The sequence below is a fragment of the Burkholderia sp. SRS-W-2-2016 genome (assembly GCF_001931485.1).
Taxonomy (GTDB): Bacteria; Pseudomonadota; Gammaproteobacteria; order Burkholderiales; family Burkholderiaceae; genus Paraburkholderia.
The window spans coordinates 55193-76061 of the sequence record NZ_MSDV01000014.1; the positions used below are offsets into that span (position 1 = coordinate 55193).

General features: G+C 65.9%; 16 protein-coding genes. 11 read left to right on the forward strand and 5 right to left on the reverse strand.

Translation table 11 applies throughout. From position 1 onward, the window contains the following. The first annotated feature begins 26 nt into the window (after window positions 1-26). The 6 genes from purT to BTH42_RS04680 all read left to right on the forward strand — a co-directional run bounded on the left by purT (window position 27) and on the right by BTH42_RS04680 (window position 7056). Complete coding sequence (gene purT / locus BTH42_RS04655) at window positions 27-1241, forward strand: formate-dependent phosphoribosylglycinamide formyltransferase (protein WP_075296273.1); 1215 nt, start codon at window positions 27-29, stop codon at window positions 1239-1241. A gap of 31 nt (window positions 1242-1272) precedes the next feature. Then, a complete protein-coding gene (locus BTH42_RS04660) occupies window positions 1273-1488 on the forward strand; it encodes a DUF6726 family protein (RefSeq protein WP_075296275.1) in 216 nt (71 codons plus the stop codon). Window positions 1489-1581: 93 nt separating this feature from the next. Next, entirely contained in the window at window positions 1582-1962 is a 381-nt protein-coding gene (locus BTH42_RS04665; protein WP_075296277.1) for an MliC family protein, read from the forward strand. A gap of 172 nt (window positions 1963-2134) precedes the next feature. Then, a complete protein-coding gene (locus BTH42_RS04670) occupies window positions 2135-3787 on the forward strand; it encodes an acetolactate synthase large subunit (protein ID WP_075296279.1) in 1653 nt (550 codons plus the stop codon). Between the two features lie 52 nt (window positions 3788-3839). Continuing rightward, complete coding sequence (locus tag BTH42_RS04675; protein WP_075296281.1) at window positions 3840-5276, forward strand: aldehyde dehydrogenase family protein; 1437 nt, start codon at window positions 3840-3842, stop codon at window positions 5274-5276. A 313-nt stretch (window positions 5277-5589) separates the two neighbouring features. Further along, a complete protein-coding gene (locus tag BTH42_RS04680; protein ID WP_075296283.1) occupies window positions 5590-7056 on the forward strand; it encodes a DEAD/DEAH box helicase in 1467 nt (488 codons plus the stop codon). Window positions 7057-7132: 76 nt separating this feature from the next. Here the strand turns inward: BTH42_RS04680 and gluQRS are convergent, their stop codons facing one another. Continuing rightward, entirely contained in the window at window positions 7133-8023 is an 891-nt protein-coding gene (gluQRS, locus tag BTH42_RS04685) for a tRNA glutamyl-Q(34) synthetase GluQRS (protein WP_075296285.1), read from the reverse strand. 55 nt (window positions 8024-8078) lie between these two features. After that, window positions 8079-8942: a sulfurtransferase gene (locus tag BTH42_RS04690; protein WP_075296287.1), complete on the reverse strand. Its 864-nt coding sequence runs from the start codon at window positions 8940-8942 to the stop codon at window positions 8079-8081. A gap of 340 nt (window positions 8943-9282) precedes the next feature. Here BTH42_RS04690 and dnaE point away from each other — a divergent pair, with 340 nt between their 5' ends. Next, complete coding sequence (gene dnaE, locus BTH42_RS04695) at window positions 9283-12855, forward strand: DNA polymerase III subunit alpha (protein ID WP_075296289.1); 3573 nt, start codon at window positions 9283-9285, stop codon at window positions 12853-12855. A gap of 57 nt (window positions 12856-12912) precedes the next feature. Here dnaE and BTH42_RS04700 read toward each other — a convergent pair whose 3' ends face one another. Then, window positions 12913-13674 carry a glycosyltransferase family 2 protein gene (locus BTH42_RS04700; RefSeq protein WP_075296292.1) on the reverse strand — a complete coding sequence of 254 codons (762 nt, stop codon included), beginning with the start codon at window positions 13672-13674 and terminating at the stop codon, window positions 12913-12915. 219 nt (window positions 13675-13893) lie between these two features. Here BTH42_RS04700 and msbA point away from each other — a divergent pair, with 219 nt between their 5' ends. Continuing rightward, entirely contained in the window at window positions 13894-15687 is a 1794-nt protein-coding gene (msbA, locus tag BTH42_RS04705; RefSeq protein WP_075296294.1) for a lipid A export permease/ATP-binding protein MsbA, read from the forward strand. Window positions 15688-15841: 154 nt separating this feature from the next. Here msbA and BTH42_RS04710 read toward each other — a convergent pair whose 3' ends face one another. Beyond that, window positions 15842-16945, reverse strand: a complete 1104-nt coding sequence (locus BTH42_RS04710) for a glycosyltransferase family 9 protein (protein WP_256701789.1) — start codon at window positions 16943-16945, stop codon at window positions 15842-15844. 366 nt (window positions 16946-17311) lie between these two features. On the opposite strand from BTH42_RS04710, the gene BTH42_RS04715 reads away from it, so the two are divergent. From BTH42_RS04715 to BTH42_RS04725, 3 genes are all read left to right on the forward strand, one after another. Then, the gene (locus tag BTH42_RS04715; RefSeq protein ID WP_256701790.1) at window positions 17312-18601 is read left to right on the forward strand and encodes an O-antigen ligase; all 1290 of its coding nucleotides are present in this window, start codon (window positions 17312-17314) and stop codon (window positions 18599-18601) included. A gap of 15 nt (window positions 18602-18616) precedes the next feature. After that, a complete protein-coding gene (locus tag BTH42_RS04720) occupies window positions 18617-19555 on the forward strand; it encodes a glycosyltransferase family 2 protein (RefSeq protein ID WP_075296298.1) in 939 nt (312 codons plus the stop codon). A gap of 63 nt (window positions 19556-19618) precedes the next feature. Next, a complete protein-coding gene (locus BTH42_RS04725; protein WP_075296300.1) occupies window positions 19619-20464 on the forward strand; it encodes a glycosyltransferase family 2 protein in 846 nt (281 codons plus the stop codon). Between the two features lie 49 nt (window positions 20465-20513). On the opposite strand, the gene BTH42_RS04730 is transcribed toward BTH42_RS04725, so the two are convergent. Beyond that, complete coding sequence (locus BTH42_RS04730; protein ID WP_075296302.1) at window positions 20514-20843, reverse strand: hypothetical protein; 330 nt, start codon at window positions 20841-20843, stop codon at window positions 20514-20516. Window positions 20844-20869 lie beyond the last annotated feature (26 nt).

Consider the following 20869-nt stretch of genomic DNA (forward strand, 5'->3'; position numbering starts at 1 on the left):
TCATCCGACTTTTATCTGGAGACCTCATGCAGATCGGCCAACGGATCGGCACGCCCCTTTCTGAATCCGCGACGCGCGTCATGCTGCTCGGCGCCGGCGAGCTCGGCAAGGAGGTGATCATCGCGCTGCAACGACTGGGCGTCGAAGTGATCGCCGTCGATCGTTACCCGAACGCGCCGGGCCACCAGGTCGCGCATCGCGCGCACGTGATCGACATGACCGACCGCGCCGCGCTGCGCGCGCTGGTCGAGCAGGAACGCCCGCATCTGATCGTCCCCGAAATCGAGGCGATCGCCACCGACGCGCTCGCCGCGATCGAGACCGAAGGGCTCGCCGAAGTGATCCCGACCGCGCGCGCGACCCAACTGACGATGAACCGCGAAGGCATCCGCCGCCTCGCCGCCGAGGAACTCGGCCTGCCGACCTCGCCGTACGCATTCGCCGATTCGCTCGACGAGCTGCGCGCCGGCATCGCCAAGGTCGGCTATCCGTGCGTGGTGAAGCCGGTGATGTCGTCGTCGGGCAAGGGGCAGTCGGTGCTGCGCAGCGACGCCGACGTCGAACCGGCATGGCAGTACGCGATGGCGGGCGGCCGCGTGAATCACGGCCGGGTGATCGTCGAGGGCTTCATCGACTTCGAATACGAAATCACCCAGCTGACTGTGCGCGCGATCGATTTCGAGAACGGTAAGGTCAGCACCTACTTCTGCGATCCGATCGGCCACGTGCAGGTGGCGGGCGACTACATCGAATCGTGGCAGCCGCAGCCGATGAGCCCGCGCGCGCTCGAACGCTCGCGCGAAATCGCTCACAAGGTCACCGAAGCGCTCGGCGGCCGCGGCCTGTTCGGCGTCGAGCTGTTCGTGAGCGGCGACGACGTGTGGTTCTCCGAAGTGAGCCCGCGTCCGCACGACACGGGTCTGGTCACGCTGTGCTCGCAGCGCTTCTCGGAGTTCGAACTGCACGCGCGCGCGATCCTCGGTCTGCCGGTCGATCCGTCGCTGCGCGCGCCGGGCGCCTCGGCGGTGATCTACGGGGGTCGGGACGAAGCCGGCATCGCGTTCGAAGGCGTGGCGGACGCGCTGGCGGTGCCGAACGCGGACCTGCGCCTGTTCGGCAAGCCGGAGAGCTTCACGAAGCGCCGCATGGGCGTGGCGCTCGCGACCGGCGAGAACATCGACGAAGCCCGCGCGCGCGCGAAGCGGGCCGCCGCGGCGGTGCGTCCGGTGTCGGCGAAGTAAGCCGCATAGCCACGCCGGAGCAGAGGAACCCATGGCAGTCGAATCGCGCAGCAATGCGTCGCGTTGTCTCACGGCTCGCCGTCTCGGCGCGCTCGGTGTGCTGGTGGCGCTGTGCGCCGGCCTCGGCGGTTGCGGTCTTGCCGCCGCGCCGTGCCGGATCGCATCGGCGGGGCTGAAGATCGTGCCGGTGGTCGGGCACGTGGCCGCCGCGCCGACCGATGCCTGCGCCGGCGTAATCGATCCGTGAGCGCCTGAGCGCCCGGCCGGCAATTCCCTGGGCCGGACGCCGTCCGGCTCGCGCGTTCTCCGTGTTGAATCCGCAGCAACCACGAGGTGTTCGATGAAGACAGCGCTCGTTGCAACTCTCACGGCGGCGGCAACGCTGATTTCGACGGCGGCACTTCCGGGCGGCGCGGCGGCCGCACCGCTGCAGTTCCGGCAGATCGAAGGCAAGCACCATACGACGCGCAAATACACGTGCGCGACCGGCCGCATCCTGCAGGTCACCTACTGGGACGCGCAGAACGGCCAGAGCTTCGCGGTGCTGCCCGTGAAGGGCACGCCGATGCTGTTCGTCAACACCGTGGCGGCGTCGGGCGCGAAGTACCAGGCCGGCAGCTATACGTGGTGGACCAAGGGGCCGCGCGCGAATCTGTACGACCTCACCAGCGGCGAGAACGCGCCGCCGCTGCTGTCGGATTGCGTGACCGTGATCCGCTGATTCCCACCTCAATCGCCTCTATACACGCCCCGCGCGGCCCTGCCCGCCAGCGGGCATCGTTTCCGTTCGAGTAGTAAGCTGTCCGGCATCGCGTTCGCCATGCCGGGCGCGTTGTCGCGCGCAGCATCCCGAATCCGCTATCCCGTCCCCTTGTCATCAAGCGAGACCCTCAATGAAAGCATCGGACCTGTTCGTCAAATCGCTGGAAGCCGAAGGTGTCGAGTATGTGTTCGGCATCCCCGGTGAAGAAAATCTCGATCTGCTCGAGTCGCTGCGCCGCTCGAAAATCCGTCTGATCCTCACACGCCACGAACAGGCGGCCGGTTTCATGGCTGCGACTTACGGCCGCCTCACCGGCCGCACGGGCGTATGTCTCGCGACGCTCGGTCCCGGCGCGACCAACTTCGTGACCGCCGCGGCCTATGCGCAACTGGGCGGCATGCCGATGCTGATGGTCACCGGCCAGAAGCCGATCAAGTCGAGCAAGCAGGGCCATTTCCAGATCGTCGACGTGGTGCGGATGATGGAGCCGCTCACCAAGTACACGCGGCAGATCGTATCGATCGGCAATATTCCGGCGGCGGTGCGCGAGGCGGTGCGGCGCGCCGAGGAAGAGCGCCCGGGCGCGTCCCATCTGGAGTTGCCGGAGGACGTCGCGCACGAGGAGGGCGACGGCAAGCCGATTCCGAAGAGCTATAGCCGGCGGCCGGTGGCCGAGGAGAAGGCGGTCGCGCGCGCGGTCGAGGCGATCACCGCGGCGAAGCATCCGCTCTTGATGATCGGCGCGGGCGGCAACCGCAAGACCACCACCAGGATGCTGCGCGAGTTCGTCGACCAGACCGGCATTCCGTTTTTCACCACGCAGATGGGCAAGGGCGTGATCGACGAATCGCATCCGATGTGGCTCGGCAACGCGACGCTGTCCGATGGCGACTTCGTGCATCGCGCGATCGAGCACGCCGATTGCATCATCAACGTCGGCCACGACGTGATCGAGAAGCCGCCGTTTTTCATGCGCAGCGGCGAGGCCGGCGAGAAGACCGTGATCCACGTGAACTTCCTCGGCGCCGAAGTCGATCCGGTGTATTTCCCGCAGATCGAGGTGGTCGGCGATATCGCCAATGCGGTGTGGCAGTTGAAGGAAAGCCTGAAGGAGCGTCAGGAGCATTGGGACTTCACGCGCTTCAAGGAGATCAAGGAGCACTTCGAAGCGCATCTGGTGAAGGGCCAGCACGACGACCGCTTCCCGATGTATCCGGTGCGGATCGTCAACGACGTGTACGAGACCACGCCGGTCGACGGCATCGTCTGTCTCGACAACGGCATGTACAAGATCTGGTTCGCGCGCTACTACCGCGCGCACGAGCCGAATTCGCTGCTGCTCGACAACGCGCTGGCTTCGATGGGCGCCGGGCTGCCGTCGGCGATCGCGAGCAAGATCGTGCATCCGGAGCGCAAGGTGATCGCGGTGTGCGGCGACGGCGGCTTCATGATGAACTCGCAGGAGCTCGAAACGGCGGTGCGGCTGAAGCTCGATCTGGTGGTCCTGATCCTGCGCGACGACGCGTTCGGGATGATTCGCTGGAAGCAGGAAAACATGAATTTCCCCGACTACGGGATGACGCTCGCCAATCCGGATTTCGTCGCCTATGCGCAGAGCTACGGCGCCAAAGGACACCGGATCGAATCCGCCGAACAGTTCGCGCCGCTGCTGCGCGAGTGTTTCGCGACGCCGGGCGTGCACGTGATCGATCTGCCGATCGACTACTCGGACAACGAGCGCGTGCTCAATCGCGAGATCAAGCGGCTGTCGGCGCGGCTGTGAGCGGCCGCGACAGTCATCGAATCAATCGAATGCCTCGGAAGGAGAACGCGTGATGTTGCAGAAGACCTACCCGTACTACCTCGCCAACGAGCCGGTGGCCGCCAATACCGATCTCGAAGTCACCGACAAATTCAGCGGCGAAGTCGCGACCCGCGTCGCGATGGCCGACGCCGCCGCGATCGACAAGGCGATCGGCCACGCGGTCGACGCGATGCCGGCGATGCGCGCGTATCCGCCGTTCAAGCGCCAGGCGGTGCTCGAACACTGCGTGAAGCGCTTTCGCGAGCGCTACGACGAACTCGCGCTCGCGCTGTGCATCGAGGCGGGCAAGCCGATCAACGATTCGAAGGGCGAGGTCACACGGCTGATCGATACCTTCAAGGTGGCCGCCGAGGAAAGCGTACGGATCGACGGCGAGATCATCAACCTGCAGATTTCGCCGCGCGCGAACGGCTACCACGGCTACGTGAAGCGTGTGCCGATCGGGCCGTGCTCGTTTATCTCGCCGTTCAACTTTCCGCTGAACCTGACCGCGCACAAGGTCGCGCCGGCGCTGGCCGCGGGCGTGCCGTTCGTGCTGAAGCCGGCGAGCCGCACGCCGGTCGGCGCGCTGATCATCGGCGAGATTCTTGCCGAGACCGATCTGCCGAAAGGCGCGTTCTCGATCCTGCCCGCGCATCGCGACGGCGCCGATCTGTTCACCACCGACGAGCGTTTCAAGCTGCTGTCGTTCACCGGCTCGCCGGCGGTTGGCTGGGATCTGAAGGCCCGGGCCGGCAAGAAGAAGGTGATTCTGGAGCTGGGCGGCAACGCGGCGGCGATCGTCGACGGCGATCAGGCGGCCAAGCTCGACTACGTGGTCGAGCGGCTCGCGTTCGGCGCGTTCTATCAGTCGGGGCAGAGCTGCATCGGCGTGCAGCGGATTCTGGTGCACGCGAGCGTCTACGACGCGCTGCGCGAGAAGCTGATCGCGAAGACGAAGTCGCTGGTGATGGGCGACCCGAAGGACGAGAAGACCTTCGTCGGACCGATGATCTCGGAATCGGAGGCCAGACGCCTTGCCGGCTGGATGGACGGCGCGGTGAAGGCCGGCGCGAAGATCATCGCGGGCGGCAAGGTCGACGGCGCGATGTTCGAGGCGACGCTGCTCGAAGGCGTGAAGCGCGACACCGATCTGTATCGCAAGGAGGCGTTCGGGCCGGTCGCGGTGCTCGAGCGTTTCGACGATTTCGAGGCGGCGCTCGCGCAGGTCAACGACAGCGACTTCGGCCTGCAGGCGGGCGTGTTCACCGATTCGCTCGCGCATGCACATCGCGCATGGGACGCGCTGGAGGTCGGCGGGGTGGTGATCAACGATATCCCGTCGTTCCGCGTCGACAATATGCCGTACGGCGGCGTGAAGGACTCGGGGCTCGGCCGCGAGGGCGTGCGCTACGCGATCGAGGACATGACCGAGATGCGGCTGATGGTGATGCGCGAGACGTGGTGAGGTGACGCGCGGGGCCTCGGGCGCCGCTGTCATGCCCCTGTCGTCTGTGCGCTCTACGCTGCGGGCGAAGCAGGCTCGGGGCTGGGCCGCCGCGCCCGGCCGCGCCGGCCCAGCCCGCCGCCACGAGCATCTGTGCTGAAGTGCTACAATACCGGCCTTTCGGCGGTCGTTTCCGCCGACCGGAGCCGGTGTATTGCCCGAACTCCGACGGGCCTCGCGCGCAACGCCGTGGCTCCACCTTCATTCTGATGCCCACGCGGTCCCGACCGCTGTCGCGCGCATCGCGCCACGCGCATTTTTAGCGAAAGCCACCATGTCCGACACAGCCGTCACGCCCAGCACTGAGACTTTTGATCAATTCGGTCTCGCGCCAGACATCCTGAAAGCCATCAAGGAGTCGGGCTACACGACGCCCACGCCGATCCAGGCGCAGGCAATCCCCGTCGTGCTGTCGGGCCGTGACGTGATGGGCGCCGCGCAGACCGGCACCGGCAAGACCGCGAGCTTCTCGCTGCCGATCATCCAGCGTCTGCTGCCGCAAGCCAATACCAGCGCGTCGCCGGCGCGCCATCCGGTGCGCGCGCTGATCCTCACGCCGACCCGCGAACTGGCCGACCAGGTCGCCGCCAACGTGCAGTCGTACGCGAAGCACACCGCGCTGCGCAGCGCGGTGGTGTTCGGCGGCGTCGATATGAATCCGCAGTCCGACCAGCTGCGCCGCGGCGTCGAAATCCTGATCGCGACGCCGGGCCGTCTGCTCGACCACGTGCAGCAGAAGACCGCGAACCTCGGTCAGGTGCAGATGCTGGTGCTCGACGAAGCCGACCGCATGCTCGACATGGGCTTCCTGCCGGACCTGCAGCGCATCCTGAACCTGCTGCCGAAGGAGCGTCAGACGCTGCTGTTCTCGGCGACGTTCTCCGGCGAAATCAAGAAGCTGGCCGCCACTTATCTGCGCAACCCGCAGACCATCGAAGTCGCGCGCAGCAACTCGACCGCCACCAACGTCACGCAGATCGTCTACGAGGTCGCCGAGGGCGACAAGACCGGCGCGGTCGTGCAACTGATCCGCGAGCGCGGTCTGAAGCAGGTGATCGTGTTCTGCAACAGCAAGATCGGCGCGAGCCGGCTCGCGCGCAGCCTCGAACGCGACGGCGTGGTCGCGACCGCGATTCACGGCGACCGTTCGCAGAGCGAGCGCATGCAGGCGCTCGACGCGTTCAAGCGCGGCGAAGTCGAAGCACTGGTCGCGACCGACGTGGCCGCGCGCGGTCTCGATATCGCCGAACTGCCGGCGGTGATCAACTTCGACCTGCCGTTCAACGCGGAAGACTACGTGCACCGGATCGGCCGTACGGGCCGCGCGGGCGCATCGGGCGACGCGCTGTCGCTGTGCAGCCCGAACGAGCGCAAGCAGCTCGCCGACATCGAAAAACTGATCAAGCGCCCGCTCGAACTGCAGCGCCTGACCGTCGATGCGCCGGTGCGTCACCGTCACGAAGATCGTCCGCCGCGCCGCGAACGCAGCGACGCACGCGACGAGCGCAGCCGCCGCCGTCCGGGTGGCGCATCGGGTTCGTATGACCGGCCGCATCATCATCGCGCGCAGCCCGTCGACGATTTCTTCCTGAAGCCGTACGAGCCGTCGCCGGCTTCGGTGCGCAAGGTCGAGGAAACGGCGGGGTCGAACGGCGGTGCGCCGCAGAAGCCGGCGCCGAAGCGTCAACTGGCCGCGCTGCTCGGTGGTTTGGGAATGCCGCGCAAGACGTCGTCGTCCTGATGAGGACCACGCTCGACGTGCAATGCGTCGAGTGAATGCCGCGGCGCCGGACGCCGCGGATTTTGCAGGATGCGGCTCACTGCGAGCCGCGAATCTCCAGCCGTTTCGCCCAGGCCGCCGTCGCGGCGCTGTAGAACTGTTCCAGCGTGCCGGTCGGCTCACTGCCTAGATCCAGTCCCAGATGCGTAGCCGCCGCGCGTAGCGCGTCGAGCGGCCGGTCGCTGTCGAGCGCGGTCGCGCCGTTCTGCTTGCTCAGCTTGTCGCCGTGTTCGTTCGTGACGACCGGCACATGCAGATAGGCGGGCGTCGCGACACCGAGGCAATGTTGCAGATAAATCTGCCGCGCGGTCGAATCCAGCAGATCCGCGCCGCGCACGATGTGCGTGATCCCCGCGTCCGCGTCGTCCACCACCACCGCCAGTTGATACGCCCATTGATCGTCCGCGCGACGCAGCACGAAGTCGCCGACTTCCGTCGCGAGATTCTGCGTTTGCGGGCCCTTCCAGCGATCGTCGAATGTGATGATGGCCGCGTCGCCGTCGGGCACCCGCAGCCGCCATGCGCGTTCCGGCTTGCCGTGCAGACCGCTACGGCAGGTGCCGGGGTAGGCGAGCGTGGTGTTGCGCGCGTGCGCGTGCAGCAGCGAATCGGCGATTTCGCGGCGCGTGCAGCCGCACGGATAGACGAGGCCGCTGGCCTTCAGTTGTTCGAGCGCCTGCTGGTAACGCGCGAGGTGCTGGCTTTGCCACAGCGGGGTGGCGTCCGCGCGCATACCGAAGCGTTCGAGCGTGGCGAGGATGTCCTCGGCCGCGCCGCGCACGGTGCGCGGTCCGTCGATGTCTTCGATGCGCACCAGCCATTCGCCGCGATGCGCGCGCGCGTCCAGCCAGCTGGCGAGCGCGCTGACCAGCGAGCCGAAATGCAGCGGGCCGGTCGGCGACGGCGCGAAGCGTCCGCGATAGGTCATGGGTGTGAGGGAGAGAGGGCGGCGTCAGGGTGGCGCCGCCCGCGGCCCGCCGCGCTTACGCGGCGCAGGCCGCCGTGCTGTCCGGATGGCACGCCGGACAGGTCTTGCCCGCCACGTACAGCGGCGATTGCTGCTGCTCGGGCGTGACCACTGCGCGGCAGCCGAAGCATTGAGTGGTGGCCGACGGCTCCAGTTGCGGGTTCAGCGCGGTGCGATAGTCGAACACGAAGCAGTCGCCGTGATAATGCGCGCCGCCGACTTCCTCGAAGTACTTCAGGATGCCGCCTTCGAGCTGATAGACGTGGTCGATGCCGACTTCCTTCATATGGATCGCGGCCTTCTCGCAACGGATCCCGCCGGTGCAGAACGACACCACGGTCTTGCCTTCGAGGTCCGCGCGATTGTTCTCGATCACTTCGGGAAATTCGCTGAACTTCGTGATGCGGTAGTCGAGCGCGTTGTCGAACGTGCCGACGTCGACTTCGAACGCATTGCGGGTGTCGAGCATCACGACCGGGCGGCCTTCGTCGTCATGGCCGCGGTCGAGCCAGCCCTTCAGCGTCGGCGCGTCGACGAACGGCGCGCGGCCGAGCTCGGGGCGAATCGCCGGCTTTTTCATCGTGATGATTTCGCGCTTGAGCTTGACCAGCATGCGCGTGAACGGCTGCGAATCCGACACGCTTTCCTTGAATTGCAGGTTCGCGAACTTGCCTTCGAACAGCGGATCGTGACGGATGTAGTGAATGAACGCGTCGGTGTTCTCGCGCGAGCCGGCGACGAACAGGTTGATGCCTTCCGGCGCGAGCAGCACGGTGCCGCGCAGGCCGAGCGCGTTGCAGCGCTCGGTGACGAGGGGGCGCCAGGCGGCGGTGTCTTCGATGGTCGCGAATTGATACGCGGCGAGATTGACGATACTCATGTGTGGTCAGCGGTAAAAATGGCCGGCGTGGCGAGGGGCGTTGCGCCGCCCCGGAAGCCCACTGGGGCGCGCGGTGAGCTGCGCGGTTGGGCGCGGGCGTGGGTCCGGGGTTGGATCCATTCGCGGCCACGTCGAATCAGGCGAAACCGCTATTATCCCTCAAGCCGGCGTTTTGCCCGGCGTGGCCGAAACACTATAAGGTTGCGCTAGCGCAAAGACCGGCGAGTAATTCCGTAAAAGCCCTTGCCATACCCGCGCAAAAACCGTCACGCCAACCCCGTCCTGGCCACCCGGCCAACGCGCGGTTTCGACCTGAAATCCGCGCAACGCTGGGGTTACAATGTCGCCCATCATGTCAGATCCCCGCTTCGTTCATCTCCGCGTTCACTCCGAATTTTCGATTGCCGACGGCATCGTGCGACTCGACGACATCGTCAAGTCGGCGGCCAAAGACGGTCAGGGCGCGCTCGCGCTCACCGACCTCGGCAATGCGTTCGGCCTCGTCCGTTTCTATCAGGAAGCGCGCGGCAAAGGGGTCAAACCCATTGCCGGCTGCGACGTCTGGATCACTAATCCGGACGACCGCGACAAGCCTTCCCGTCTGCTGCTGCTGGTCAAGGACCGGCGCGGCTATCTGAACCTGTGCGAACTGCTCAGCAAGGCGTCGCTGACCAACCAGTATCGCGGCCGCGCGGAACTCGAAGCCGGCTGGCTCGAAACCGAGCTGGGCGAAGGGCTGCTCGCGCTGTCGGGCGCGCAATACGGCGATATCGGTCTCGCGCTTGCGGCCGGCAACGAAGAGGCGGCCAGGCGCAACGCGCTCCATTGGGCGAAGGTATTCCCGGGCGGCTTCTATATCGAGTTGCAGCGCAGCGGTCAGCCGGGCGGCGAGCAATACGTGCAGCAGGCGGTCGCGCTGGCGGCGGCGTTGAAACTGCCGGTCGTCGCGACCCATCCGATGCAGTTCATGACACCGGACGACTTCACCGCGCACGAAGCGCGCGTGTGTATCTCGGAAGGCGACATCCTCGCGAATCCGCGTCGCCAGAAGCGCTTCACGGCCGAGCAGTATTTCCGCACTCAAGAAGAGATGGCCGCGCTGTTCGCGGACATCCCGTCGGCGCTCGCCAACACCGTGCAGATCGCCAAGCGCTGCAATCTGACGCTCGAACTCGGCAAGCCGAAGCTGCCGCTATTCCCGACGCCGGACGGCATGTCGCTCGACGATTACCTCGTACAGCTGTCGAAAGAGGGCCTCGAAAAGCGCCTCGAACAGCTGTATCCGGACACGGCCGAGCGCGACGCGCAGCGCGCGACCTACTACGAGCGGCTCGAATTCGAGTGCGGCACGATCATCAAGATGGGCTTTCCGGGCTACTTCCTGATCGTTGCGGACTTTATCAACTGGGCCAAGAACAACGGCGTGCCGGTCGGCCCGGGCCGGGGCTCCGGCGCCGGTTCGCTGGTCGCGTACGCGCTCGGCGTGACCGACCTCGATCCGCTGCGCTACAACCTGCTGTTCGAGCGTTTTCTGAATCCGGAGCGGGTGTCGATGCCCGACTTCGACATCGACTTCTGCCAGCACGGCCGCGATCGCGTGATCCAGTACGTGAAGGAAAAGTACGGCGCGAACGCGGTGTCGCAGATCGCGACGTTCGGCACGATGGCGGCGAAGGCGGCGGTGCGCGACATCGGCCGGGTGCTCGATCTCGGCTACATGTTCACCGACGGCATCGCGAAGCTGATTCCGTTCAAGCCCGGCAAGCACGTGACCATCGCCGACGCGATGAAGGAAGAGCCGCTGCTGCAGGAGCGCTTCGATAACGAAGACGAAGTGCACCAGCTGCTCGAACTCGCGCAGCGCGTGGAAGGCTTGACGCGTAACGTCGGCATGCACGCGGGCGGCGTGCTGATCGCGCCCGGTAAGCTGACCGATTTCTGCCCGCTGTACACGCAGGGCGACGAAAGCGGCGTGGTCAGCCAGTACGACAAGGACGACGTCGAAGCGGTCGGCCTCGTGAAGTTCGACTTTCTGGGTCTGACCACGCTGACGATTCTCGACTGGGCCGAGCGTTACATTCGCCGTCTCGATCCGTCGAAGCAGGACTGGTCGCTCGCCCAGGTGCCGCTCGACGACCCCGCGTCGTTCTCGATCCTGAAGAAAGCGAATACGGTCGCCGTGTTCCAGCTGGAAAGCCGCGGCATGCAGGGCATGCTGAAGGACGCGCAGCCCGACCGCTTCGAGGACATCATCGCGCTGGTCGCGTTGTACCGTCCGGGTCCGATGGACCTGATCCCGAGTTTCTGCGCGCGTAAGCACGGCCGCGAAGTGGTCGAGTATCCGGATCCGCGCGTCGAACCTGTTCTGAAAGAGACCTACGGCATCATGGTCTATCAGGAGCAGGTGATGCAGATGGCGCAGATCATCGGCGGCTACTCGCTCGGCGGCGCCGACCTGCTGCGTCGCGCGATGGGTAAGAAAAAGCCCGAGGAAATGGCCAAGCACCGCGAGATCTTCGCGGAGGGCGCGGCCAGGAACGGGCTCACGCGCGAGAAAGCGGACGAAACCTTCGACCTGATGGAGAAGTTCGCGGGCTACGGCTTCAACAAGTCGCACGCGGCCGCGTATGCATTGCTCGCGTACCACACCGCGTGGCTGAAGGCGCACCATCCGGCCGAATTCATGGCGGCCAACATGTCGCTCGCGATGGACGACACGGACAAGGTCAAGATCCTGTTCGAAGACTGCCTCGCGAACAAGATGGCGGTGCTGCCGCCGGACGTGAACCAGTCCGCGTACCGCTTCGAGCCGGTCGCGGAAGCCGACGGCAAGCGCTCGCGCACGATCCGCTACGGTCTGGGCGCGATCAAGGGCAGCGGCCAGAACGCGATCGAGGAAATCCTGCGCGCGCGTGAAGAAGGCGCGTTCATCGATATCTTCGATTTCTGCAATCGGGTCGATCGCCGTATTGTCAATCGCCGCACGATCGAGGCGCTGATCCGCGCCGGCGCGTTCGATTCGCTGCATGCGAATCGCGCGCAATTGATCGCGTCGGTGTCGCTGGCAATGGAAGCGGCCGAGCAGGCGGCGGCCAATGCGTTGCAGGCAGGCCTGTTCGATATGGGCGATGCGCCGTCGCAAGGTCACGAGCTGATCGACGAGGCGGAGTGGCCGGAAAAGCGCAAGCTGCAGGAAGAAAAGGGCGCGCTCGGCTTCTATCTGTCGGGCCACCTGTTCAACGCCTATAAGGACGAAGTGCGCCGCTTCGTGCGCCAGAAGATCGGCGATCTGAAGGAAGGGCGCGACAAGCTGGTCGCCGGCGTGATCGTGTCGCTGCGCACGCAGATGACCCAGCGCGGCAAGATGCTGATCGCGCTGCTCGACGACGGCAGCGGCCAGTGCGAAGTGACCGTCTTCAACGAGGTGTTCGAAGAGCACAAGCAGCTGTTCAAGGAAGACGAACTGCTGGTCGTGCAGGGCTCGGCGCGCAACGACGCGTTCACCGGCGGGATCCGCTTCACCGTCGAGACGGTGATGGACCTCGGCCGCGCGCGTTGCCGCTACGCGGACTCGGTCAAGGTGCAGATGAACGGCAACGCCGATGCGTTGGCGCTGCGGCGCGTGCTCGAAGCGCATAGCGCGGGCAAGGACGTGCCCGCGGCGGCGCCGGCTCCGGCGCCGGCCGCGCGCGGTAACGGTGGCAATGGCGGCGGGCGGGGCGGCTTCGGCGGCGACCGGCAGCGTCAGCCGGTGCAGATTCCGAACGGACTTGCGGTGCAGATCGTGTATCGCAGCGAGAACGCGCAGGGCGAAATGCGTCTGGGCGACGCGTGGCGCGTGAAGCCGACCGACGAACTGCTCGCCGCGTTGCGCGGGGAGTTCGCCGGCAGTTCGATCGAGATCGTTTATTGATAAAGCAGATGTGGCTGATGTAGCGGATGCCCGCGCCAGGCGCGCGGGCATCGTTCCTTACCGCCCGCCGGTTTTCTCCAGCCGGGAAATCTTCAGGAACCGGTAATACACGGTCTCCGCATTGAACACCGCGATCAGCAGACCGGCGCGGCCGTCCAGAAACCCGCGCCGCAGCACGTAAGTGCGCAAAAACGCCCACAACCCACGCCCGATCGCGAGCCGGATGCTGCCTTTCTTGCCGGCCTCGTAGCGCTGCCGCGCGCCGGCCGTCGAATACGCGTCGAGCTTGCGCAGCACCCCCTCGTAGTCCTCGTACGAGTAGTGCATCAGCTTGCCGGTAAGGCGCTGCGCGGGTGTGTCGAACACCAGCCGCTCGTGCACGAGGTCGTCGGAGAAACGCGCGGTGCCGCGTTTGAAGAGCCGCGGAATCCAGTCCGGATACCAGCCGCTGTGATGCACCCACTGGCCGCAGAAGCTCGATAGCCGGTCCACCGCGTAGACGTTGGCGGCGGGCGCCGCGATTGCCGCGCGGATCGACGCGGCCAGTTCCGGCGTGACGATTTCGTCGGCGTCGATCGACAGGATCCAGTCGGTGGTCAGCGCCTCGACCGCGCGGTTCTTTTGCGGGCCGAAACCCGGCCAGTCGGTCTGTTCGATCACGCGGGCGCCGTTGGCGCGGGCGATCTCGGCGGTGCCGTCGGTGCTGCCGCCGTCGATTACGACGATCTGGTCGGCGAAGGCCACCGCCTGCAGGCACTCGGCGAGCCGGACCGCCGCGTTGCGGGTGATGAGGGCAACGCCAAGAGTAGTGTTTTGCATACCTGGGTAGCGTGGACTCGGTTGCGTGGAGTGATAACGCGAGCGGCGAGTATACACAGCCGGTTTGTCCGCGCACCACCGCGTTGCGCGTTTCCGTGTGCGGCAGCACGCACGCCGCGCCGGCCGCGATCTTCAAGCGATTACAATGCAGCTTTTCCATATTTCACGCGGCGGCCCCGGGCGTCGCGTGTTCGCCGTTCCGCATTTCCAGAGGACTCCTTGAGCGCGAAGCCAACCTTAAGCAAACCCATCGGGACAGGCGATGCGTCGTCGCCGGCCGTCGTCCTGCGCCGCCTGTGGCCGTTCATCAAGCCGCTGCTGTGGGTTCTATTCGGCGCGATCTTCGCGATGGCCGTCAGCGCCGGCACCGACGCCGCGATTCCCGCGCTGCTCAAGCCGCTGCTCGACAAGGGTTTCGGCTCGCATGCGATCGACAAGACCAAGTGGCTGGTGCCGCTCGCGGTGATCGGTCTCGCGCTGATCCGCGGCGTGTCGCAGTACGCGTCCGGCTATCTGCTCGCGTACGTGTCGAACAAGATCCTGCTCGAACTGCGCCTGAAGATGTTCAACCGGATGATCCACACGAGCGTCGCGTTCTTCCAGCGCGAAACCGCCAGTACCGTGATCAACGCGATCGTCTTCGAGGTCAACCAGATCCTCAACGTGCTGCTGAGCGTGATGGTCACGCTGGTGCGCGATTCGCTGACCGTCATCTTCCTGCTTGGCTATCTGTTCTATCTGAACTGGCGTCTGACGCTGATCGTCGCGGTGCTGCTGCCGGGGATCGGCTGGCTGGTCGGCAAGATCAACCGCCGGCTGCGGCGCCTGAATCGCGAGCATCAGCTCTTGACCAACGAGCTGTCGTACATCGTCGAGGAGACGGTCGGCGGCTATAAGGTCGTCAAGGTGCACAACGGCGAGCAGTACGAGATGGACCGCTTCACCGCGATGAGCCGGCGTCTGCGCGGCTACGCGATGCGCATGACGGTGTCCGGCGGGCTCGCGCAGCCGCTCACGCAGTTCCTCGCGTCGATCGCGCTGGCGGTCGTGATCACGATTGCGGTGGTGCAGTCGTCGTCGGATCAGACCACCGTCGGCGGCTTCGTCGCGTTCGTCACGTCGATGCTGCTGATCATCTCGCCGCTCAAGCATCTGATGGACGTGAACCAGCCGCTGCAACGCGGGATGACCGCGGCCGAGCTGATCTTCGGTCTGATCGACGAGCCGGCCGAGCCGGAAGGCGGCGGCCGGCCGCTCGAACGCGCGCGCGGCGAAGTCGAATTCCGCGACGTGTCGTTCAGCTACGGCAGCAATTCGACGCACGGCCGTCACACGCTCGATCAGGTGTCGTTCAAGGTCGCGCCGGGCGAAATGGTCGCGCTCGCGGGCCCGTCGGGCAGCGGCAAGACCACGCTGGTGAATCTGCTGCCGCGCTTCTTCGATCCGACCGGCGGGCAGATTCTGGTCGACGGCGTCGCGCTGCCGGAATACGGGCTGCATGCGCTGCGTAGCCAGATCGCGATGGTGAGCCAGGACGTCGTGCTGTTCAACGACACGATCGCGCACAACGTCGCGTACGGCCAAACCGCCGATCCGGAGAAGGTCAAGGCGGCGCTGCGCGCGGCCAATCTGTGGGATACGGTGCAGGCGATGCCGCAGGGTATCGAGACGCTGGTCGGCGACAACGGCATGATGCTGTCGGGCGGTCAGCGCCAGCGTCTGGCGATCGCCCGCGCGATCTATAAGGACGCGCCGATCCTGATTCTCGACGAAGCGACCTCGGCGCTCGACTCCGAATCCGAACGCCACGTGCAGGCCGCGCTCGAAACGCTGATGAAGGGCCGCACGACGCTGGTGATCGCGCACCGGCTGTCGACGATCGAACGCGCGGACCGGATTCTGGTGATGGAAGCAGGGAAGATCGTCGAGCGCGGCAGCCATCGCGAGCTGCTCGCGCAGGACGGCTTGTACGCGCATCTGCACCGGATCCAGTTCCAGCAGAGTCCCGCGTAATTTTCAAACCGGGGCATCGGGGGCGGCGTGTTGCGCCGTTCCTGCTGAAGTCCTGTCGAAGCGCCCGCCCGGGCGCTTTTTTTTGGGCACCGGCACCGGCACCGGCACCGGCACCGGCACCGGCACCAGCGCTGGGGCGAGCGCCCCAAGCCCTTTAATGCGAAGCCGCGCCCGCAGTCTCGAGCAGTTGCTGCCGGATCGCGCCGAAGATCTCCGCCGGCGCGATCTCATCCACGTCGCCGCTGCTCTGGATGCCGATCGAACGGCATTGCGCGGTCAGCCGCAGATAAGGCGGCTCGCGGTCCGAAAACAGCGACACGCTCGGCGTCGGCGTCGAATGCGCGACGTGCATCAGCCCGCCGTCCGCGCCGACGAACAGACACGCGTTGGCCGCGACCTCGCGCGACTGCAGCAGGCTCAGCTTGCCGACGCACGACTCGATCTTCAACGTCGCGAACGATCGCTCGATGAGCGCCTGCGCAATCGCCAGTCCATTGTCCGACCCGAGCAGCACGACCCGTTTCGGCAGAGCTTTGTCCGCCGACTGATCGAGCAGCGCCAGCACTTCGCCCCAGCGGTTGTAAGTGCGGTTCGCGTCGAGTCCGCCGACCGCGAGCGCGACAAACCGCTCGTCGGGCAGCAGCGCGCGCACCGATTCGCGCGTCGCGGCCGACGCCGCCAGATACGGCTTGCTCGACTCGACCACGTTCGCGGCCGAATAGCCGAGCGAAAAAAAGCGATTGACCGCCGCATGGCTGAACGCGGTCTGGTTGCGGTCGGGCCCGTAGAAAAACTGGAACAGGCACACGTAGGGCAGTTGCCGGAAGTGGCGGGCTTTCAGCTTGATCGAAGGCAGATTGAATTCCGACATCACGATCGCGTCGTAGCGGCGGCCGGCAAGTTGCTGCAAGTCGGAATACACGTGCTGGAAGATATCGTCCTCGCCGAACAGCGTATGCAGATTCGGCAGCGTGAACAGGTCGATCTCGATGCCGCGCTCCTTCAGCAGCGCGCGTCCGGACAGGTCCATCGTCGCGTCGCCGAAATTGCGCTTGCCGGTGTAGATCCACAGCAGCCGCTTCGTAGCGGACACGCTCTCCAGTTCCAGCCGGCGCTGTCCGAACCAGCGCAGCAACAGCGCCTTGTGCAGGTACTTTTTGACGATCTTCGCTCGCGAGGTCTTGCGCAGAAACGTGTCCGGCTCGTGCGCGACACCGCTATAAGGAATCCGCACCGAACGGTCGACGGCGGTTTCCACGATTCTTTTCAACGGGGCGGGAGCAAGACGGTAAAGCGAGCGCATCAACGGTTTCATTGTCTGAAGCCTGCAAGCCCGGGGGGCTACGATAGGCGACGGTTGTCGAGAGCGGGCGCGCCGGTCATCGCGCGTCGCGTAGCCCGCTATGGTAACAGTCCGCTTCGCGCGGAAACACCGGCGGCGGGGCCTCGGGCGGCCGCGTTCGCGGGCGTGCCGGCAAGGCCCGGCAAGGCTCGCCACGGCCCCGCTAATTACGGGATTAGCACGCGGACCCGGTACAATAGCGGGCCACATTACCCGGTCGCATATCGAATTCTGCGACGACTGGTTCCAACTAAAGACATGTCGACGCCCACGAAAATCTGTTTGCCGCGCGTCACTTTGCGAAGTCTACCGCCTGCCTTATTCCTGCTCACGTATCCGTCGGCGTCCCTGTTGATTCCGGGCGCGGGCAGCGCGTTGTCGGTCGCGGCCGCGATCGTCGCGCTGGTGCTGCTGGCGCTGCCCCAGCGCTGGACCGATCTGTCGATGCGCGACTGGGACCGCGTCGATACCGCGTTCTGCGTGTGCGCCGCGTTGCCGGTGCTCGCGGTGCTGCTGTCCGGCGTCGCGCACGGCCAGCTGGTGGTCAGCACGCTCGACTCTCCATCCCGTTTCCTGCTCGCCGCACCGGTCTTTCTGATCTTGCGGCGCAGCTTGCCTGGTACGCTCGCGTGGACCGATCTGTCGTTCGCGCTGGCGGCGTTGGCCTCGCTCGGCATTTTGCTGGTGATTCCGCGCGACTGGGGCCTCGGGCGCATCAGCAGCAAGTTCCTCAATCCGATCCACTTCGGCGATATCGCGCTGGCGATGGGCGCGCTGTCGGTGCTGTCGCTGAACTGGTGGCGCAAGGATTGCGCGGCGGTGCGGCTCGTCAAGATCGCCGGTCTGTTCGCGGGGCTTGCCGCGTCGGTGATCACCGGCACGCGCGGCAGCTGGGTCGCGATTCCGGTCGTCGCGGTGATGGTGGTTTATCTGCGCAGCCGCGGCAAGTCGCGCAAGTGGAAAGTGGTGCTGCCGCTCGCGATGGCCGCGCTGCTGGCCGGCGTCTACGTTTTTTCGTCGACCGTGCGGGCCCGGTTCGGCGGGGTGTCGTCCGATCTGGTCCAGTACATGAACGGCCATAAAGACACCGCGATGGGCATTCGCCTGCAGCTTTACGAGGCGGCGCTGCGCATCGTCGAGAGCCATCCGCTGCTCGGGCTGGGCGGCGACGGCTTTCGCAACAGCATGCAGGCGTTCGCCGATGCCGGCCTGATCACGCCGATCGCCGCGCAGTTCGGCCGCGGCGAGGCGCACAATCAGATGCTCGCGTATATGACCGATTACGGCGGCATCGGCGGCATCGCGCTGCTCGGCATCTATCTGGTGCCGGCCATCATTTTCTGGCGCCGTCTGGGCGCGCCGGCCGTGCCGGTCCAACGTGCGGCGCTGCTCGGGCTGACGTTCGTGGTGTCGTTCTGGATCTTCGGGCTCAGCGTGGAAACCTTCGATCTGAAGCTGACCGTGTCGTTCTATTCGACGGTGCTGGCGATCATCGTCGCCTGTTGCACGTACGCCGACCGTCGCGCGCCGCACAGCCGCGCCGCGCAGTCCTCGCACCGTTCCAATCACTGAGGTTCCGATCCACTCATGTTCAGCATCCTGATTCCGAGCTGGAATAACCTGCCGTATCTGCAACTGTGCATCGACAGTGTGCGGCGTCACTCGGCGTTCGATCACGAGATCATCGTGCACGTCAACGAGGGTAGCGACGGCACGCTCGACTGGGTGCGCGCGCAGGGCATCCGCCATACGTGGAGCGAGGGCAACGTCGGCGTGTGCATCGCGTTGAACGACGCGGCCCGGCTCGCGACCCGCGACTGGATCCTGTTCCTGAACGACGACATGTTCTGCACCCCGGGCTGGGATGTCGGCTTCGAGGCCGCGGTGCGCGCGCTCGACGGCTCGGCCGCGTATCTGTCGTCGGTGCTGATCGAGCCGACCGATACCGGCAACAGCAACGTCACCGCGGCCAATTTCGGCACCGGGCCGGAGAATTTCGACGAGGCGGATCTGCTCGCGTACACGGCGGCAATGAAAGCGGCCGATCGCGACGGCGTGGCGGTGCAGCCGATGCTGATCAGCCGCCGGCTGTGGCACGCGGTGGGCGGCTACAGCATCGAATTCGGCCCCGGCATGAGCAGCGACGACGACTTCCTGATGAAGCTGTGGCTGGTCGGCTGCCGGGTGTTCCGGGTGGTCGGCGCGAGCCGCATCTATCACTTCGGCTGCAAGTCGACCGGCCGGATTCGCCGCAACCGCGGCGGCCGCGAATTCCTGATGAAGTGGGGAATCTCGCAGCGAGACTTTTTGCGCGACTATATTCGCCGCAGCGCCGAGGCGGCGCCCGGCACGCTGCCGAACGTGCCGCGCGCGCCGTTCAAAAGCCGCCTCAAACGGGTGCTGTACGCGCTCAGCCGCTATCCGTTCGAGGATCTCGAAGGCTGGGACGCCAATCTGCCGGCCAAGCTGCCGTTCCTGAAAAAGCCGTCCGGCACGACGCCGGCGCCGCGGAACGGGCGCGACTGAGCGGCCCGCGTAACACGCGCCGTGCGCCGCGCGCGGACTACATCACTACGGAATTCATCGCCGATGTTCTCAATCATCATCCCGACCTGGAACAACCTGCCGTACCTGCGCCTCGTGATCAAAAGTCTGCGGCGTCATTCGACGCACCAGCATCAGATCATCGTGCACGTGAACGACGGCTCGGACGGCACGCTCGCGTGGGTCCGCGACGAGGGCATCGAGCACACCGCGTCGCCGGACAATATCGGCATCTGTCACGCGGTCAATATCGCGGCGGCGCGTGCGACCCAGGACTACATCGTCTATATGAACGACGACATGTACTGCTGCCCGGGCTGGGACGATGCGCTGATCAAACGCCTCGCGCAGATGCCGGCCGACAACCTGTTCATGCTGTCGGGCACGATGATCGAGCCGGTCGACACCGGCAATCCGTGCGTGGTGGTCAGCGACTTCGGCCGCGACGCGCAGGTGTTTCGCGCGGAAGAACTGGTCGCCGCGACGCCGGGCCTCGCGCGGGCCGACTGGCGCGGCGCGACATGGCCGCCGACGCTCGTGCATCGCGACTGGTGGTTCAAGCTGGGCGGCTACAGCAGCGAGCTGAGCCCCGGTATGAGCAGTGACAACGATTTCTCGATGAAGCTGTGGGACGCGGGCTGCCGCGTGTTCGTCGGGGTCGGCGACAGCCTCGTCTATCACTTCCAGCAGAAAAGCACCGGCAAGGTCGTGAAGAACGACGGGCGTCGCCAGTTCCTCAACAAGTGGGGGATGACGCAGGCGACGTTCGACCGCTACTACCTGCGGCGCGGCACGTCGATCGACGGCGCGCTCGCGGTCAGCGAGCCGGAGCGCACCGGCCGCCTGAAGCGCGCGCTGCTGAAGTCGCGCATCAAGCGCGCGCTGGGCTGAACGGGCGGCTGCAAACCCGCCGCCGCGCGGCGGCTTCAGCTCCGCCGCTTCAAACCCCGCCCGTCACCAGCGGCAGCACCGTCAGATCCGGATGCGTGCCGTCGACGATGCTGCGCCCCACGTGCACCGCTTCGTAGAGCGCTTCATCGCGGCTCGCGAAGCTCTCTTCGCCGTCCGCGTGAAACGGCACCGCATGGCCCGGAATATGCGGGTCGGCGCCCGGATGGCACACATAGCCCAGATACGTGTAGCGGCTGTTTTGCGCGGCTGTTGCGGCGCTTGTCTGCGCGGCGCCCGGCGGCTCGATCGCGACCGGCGACACATGTATTTCGAAGCCCTCGTAGACCACGGTTTGCCACGCTGCGGTTTCGTAGGCCATGGCCGCCTCCGTCTTGCTGTGTGATG

What these genes read in the sequence shown, in the direction of transcription:
- purT (WP_075296273.1), top strand. Translation starts at nt 27, where the DNA reads ATGCAGATCGGCCAACGGATCGGCACGCCCCTTTCTGAATCCGCGACG.
- BTH42_RS04660 (WP_075296275.1), top strand. Translation starts at nt 1,273, where the DNA reads ATGGCAGTCGAATCGCGCAGCAATGCGTCGCGTTGTCTCACGGCTCGC.
- BTH42_RS04665 (WP_075296277.1), top strand. Translation starts at nt 1,582, where the DNA reads ATGAAGACAGCGCTCGTTGCAACTCTCACGGCGGCGGCAACGCTGATT.
- BTH42_RS04670 (WP_075296279.1), top strand. Translation starts at nt 2,135, where the DNA reads ATGAAAGCATCGGACCTGTTCGTCAAATCGCTGGAAGCCGAAGGTGTC.
- BTH42_RS04675 (WP_075296281.1), top strand. Translation starts at nt 3,840, where the DNA reads ATGTTGCAGAAGACCTACCCGTACTACCTCGCCAACGAGCCGGTGGCC.
- BTH42_RS04680 (WP_075296283.1), top strand. Translation starts at nt 5,590, where the DNA reads ATGTCCGACACAGCCGTCACGCCCAGCACTGAGACTTTTGATCAATTC.
- gluQRS (WP_075296285.1), bottom strand. Translation starts at nt 8,023, where the DNA reads ATGACCTATCGCGGACGCTTCGCGCCGTCGCCGACCGGCCCGCTGCAT.
- BTH42_RS04690 (WP_075296287.1), bottom strand. Translation starts at nt 8,942, where the DNA reads ATGAGTATCGTCAATCTCGCCGCGTATCAATTCGCGACCATCGAAGAC.
- dnaE (WP_075296289.1), top strand. Translation starts at nt 9,283, where the DNA reads ATGTCGCCCATCATGTCAGATCCCCGCTTCGTTCATCTCCGCGTTCAC.
- BTH42_RS04700 (WP_075296292.1), bottom strand. Translation starts at nt 13,674, where the DNA reads ATGCAAAACACTACTCTTGGCGTTGCCCTCATCACCCGCAACGCGGCG.
- BTH42_RS04720 (WP_075296298.1), top strand. Translation starts at nt 18,617, where the DNA reads ATGTTCAGCATCCTGATTCCGAGCTGGAATAACCTGCCGTATCTGCAA.
- BTH42_RS04725 (WP_075296300.1), top strand. Translation starts at nt 19,619, where the DNA reads ATGTTCTCAATCATCATCCCGACCTGGAACAACCTGCCGTACCTGCGC.
- BTH42_RS04730 (WP_075296302.1), bottom strand. Translation starts at nt 20,843, where the DNA reads ATGGCCTACGAAACCGCAGCGTGGCAAACCGTGGTCTACGAGGGCTTC.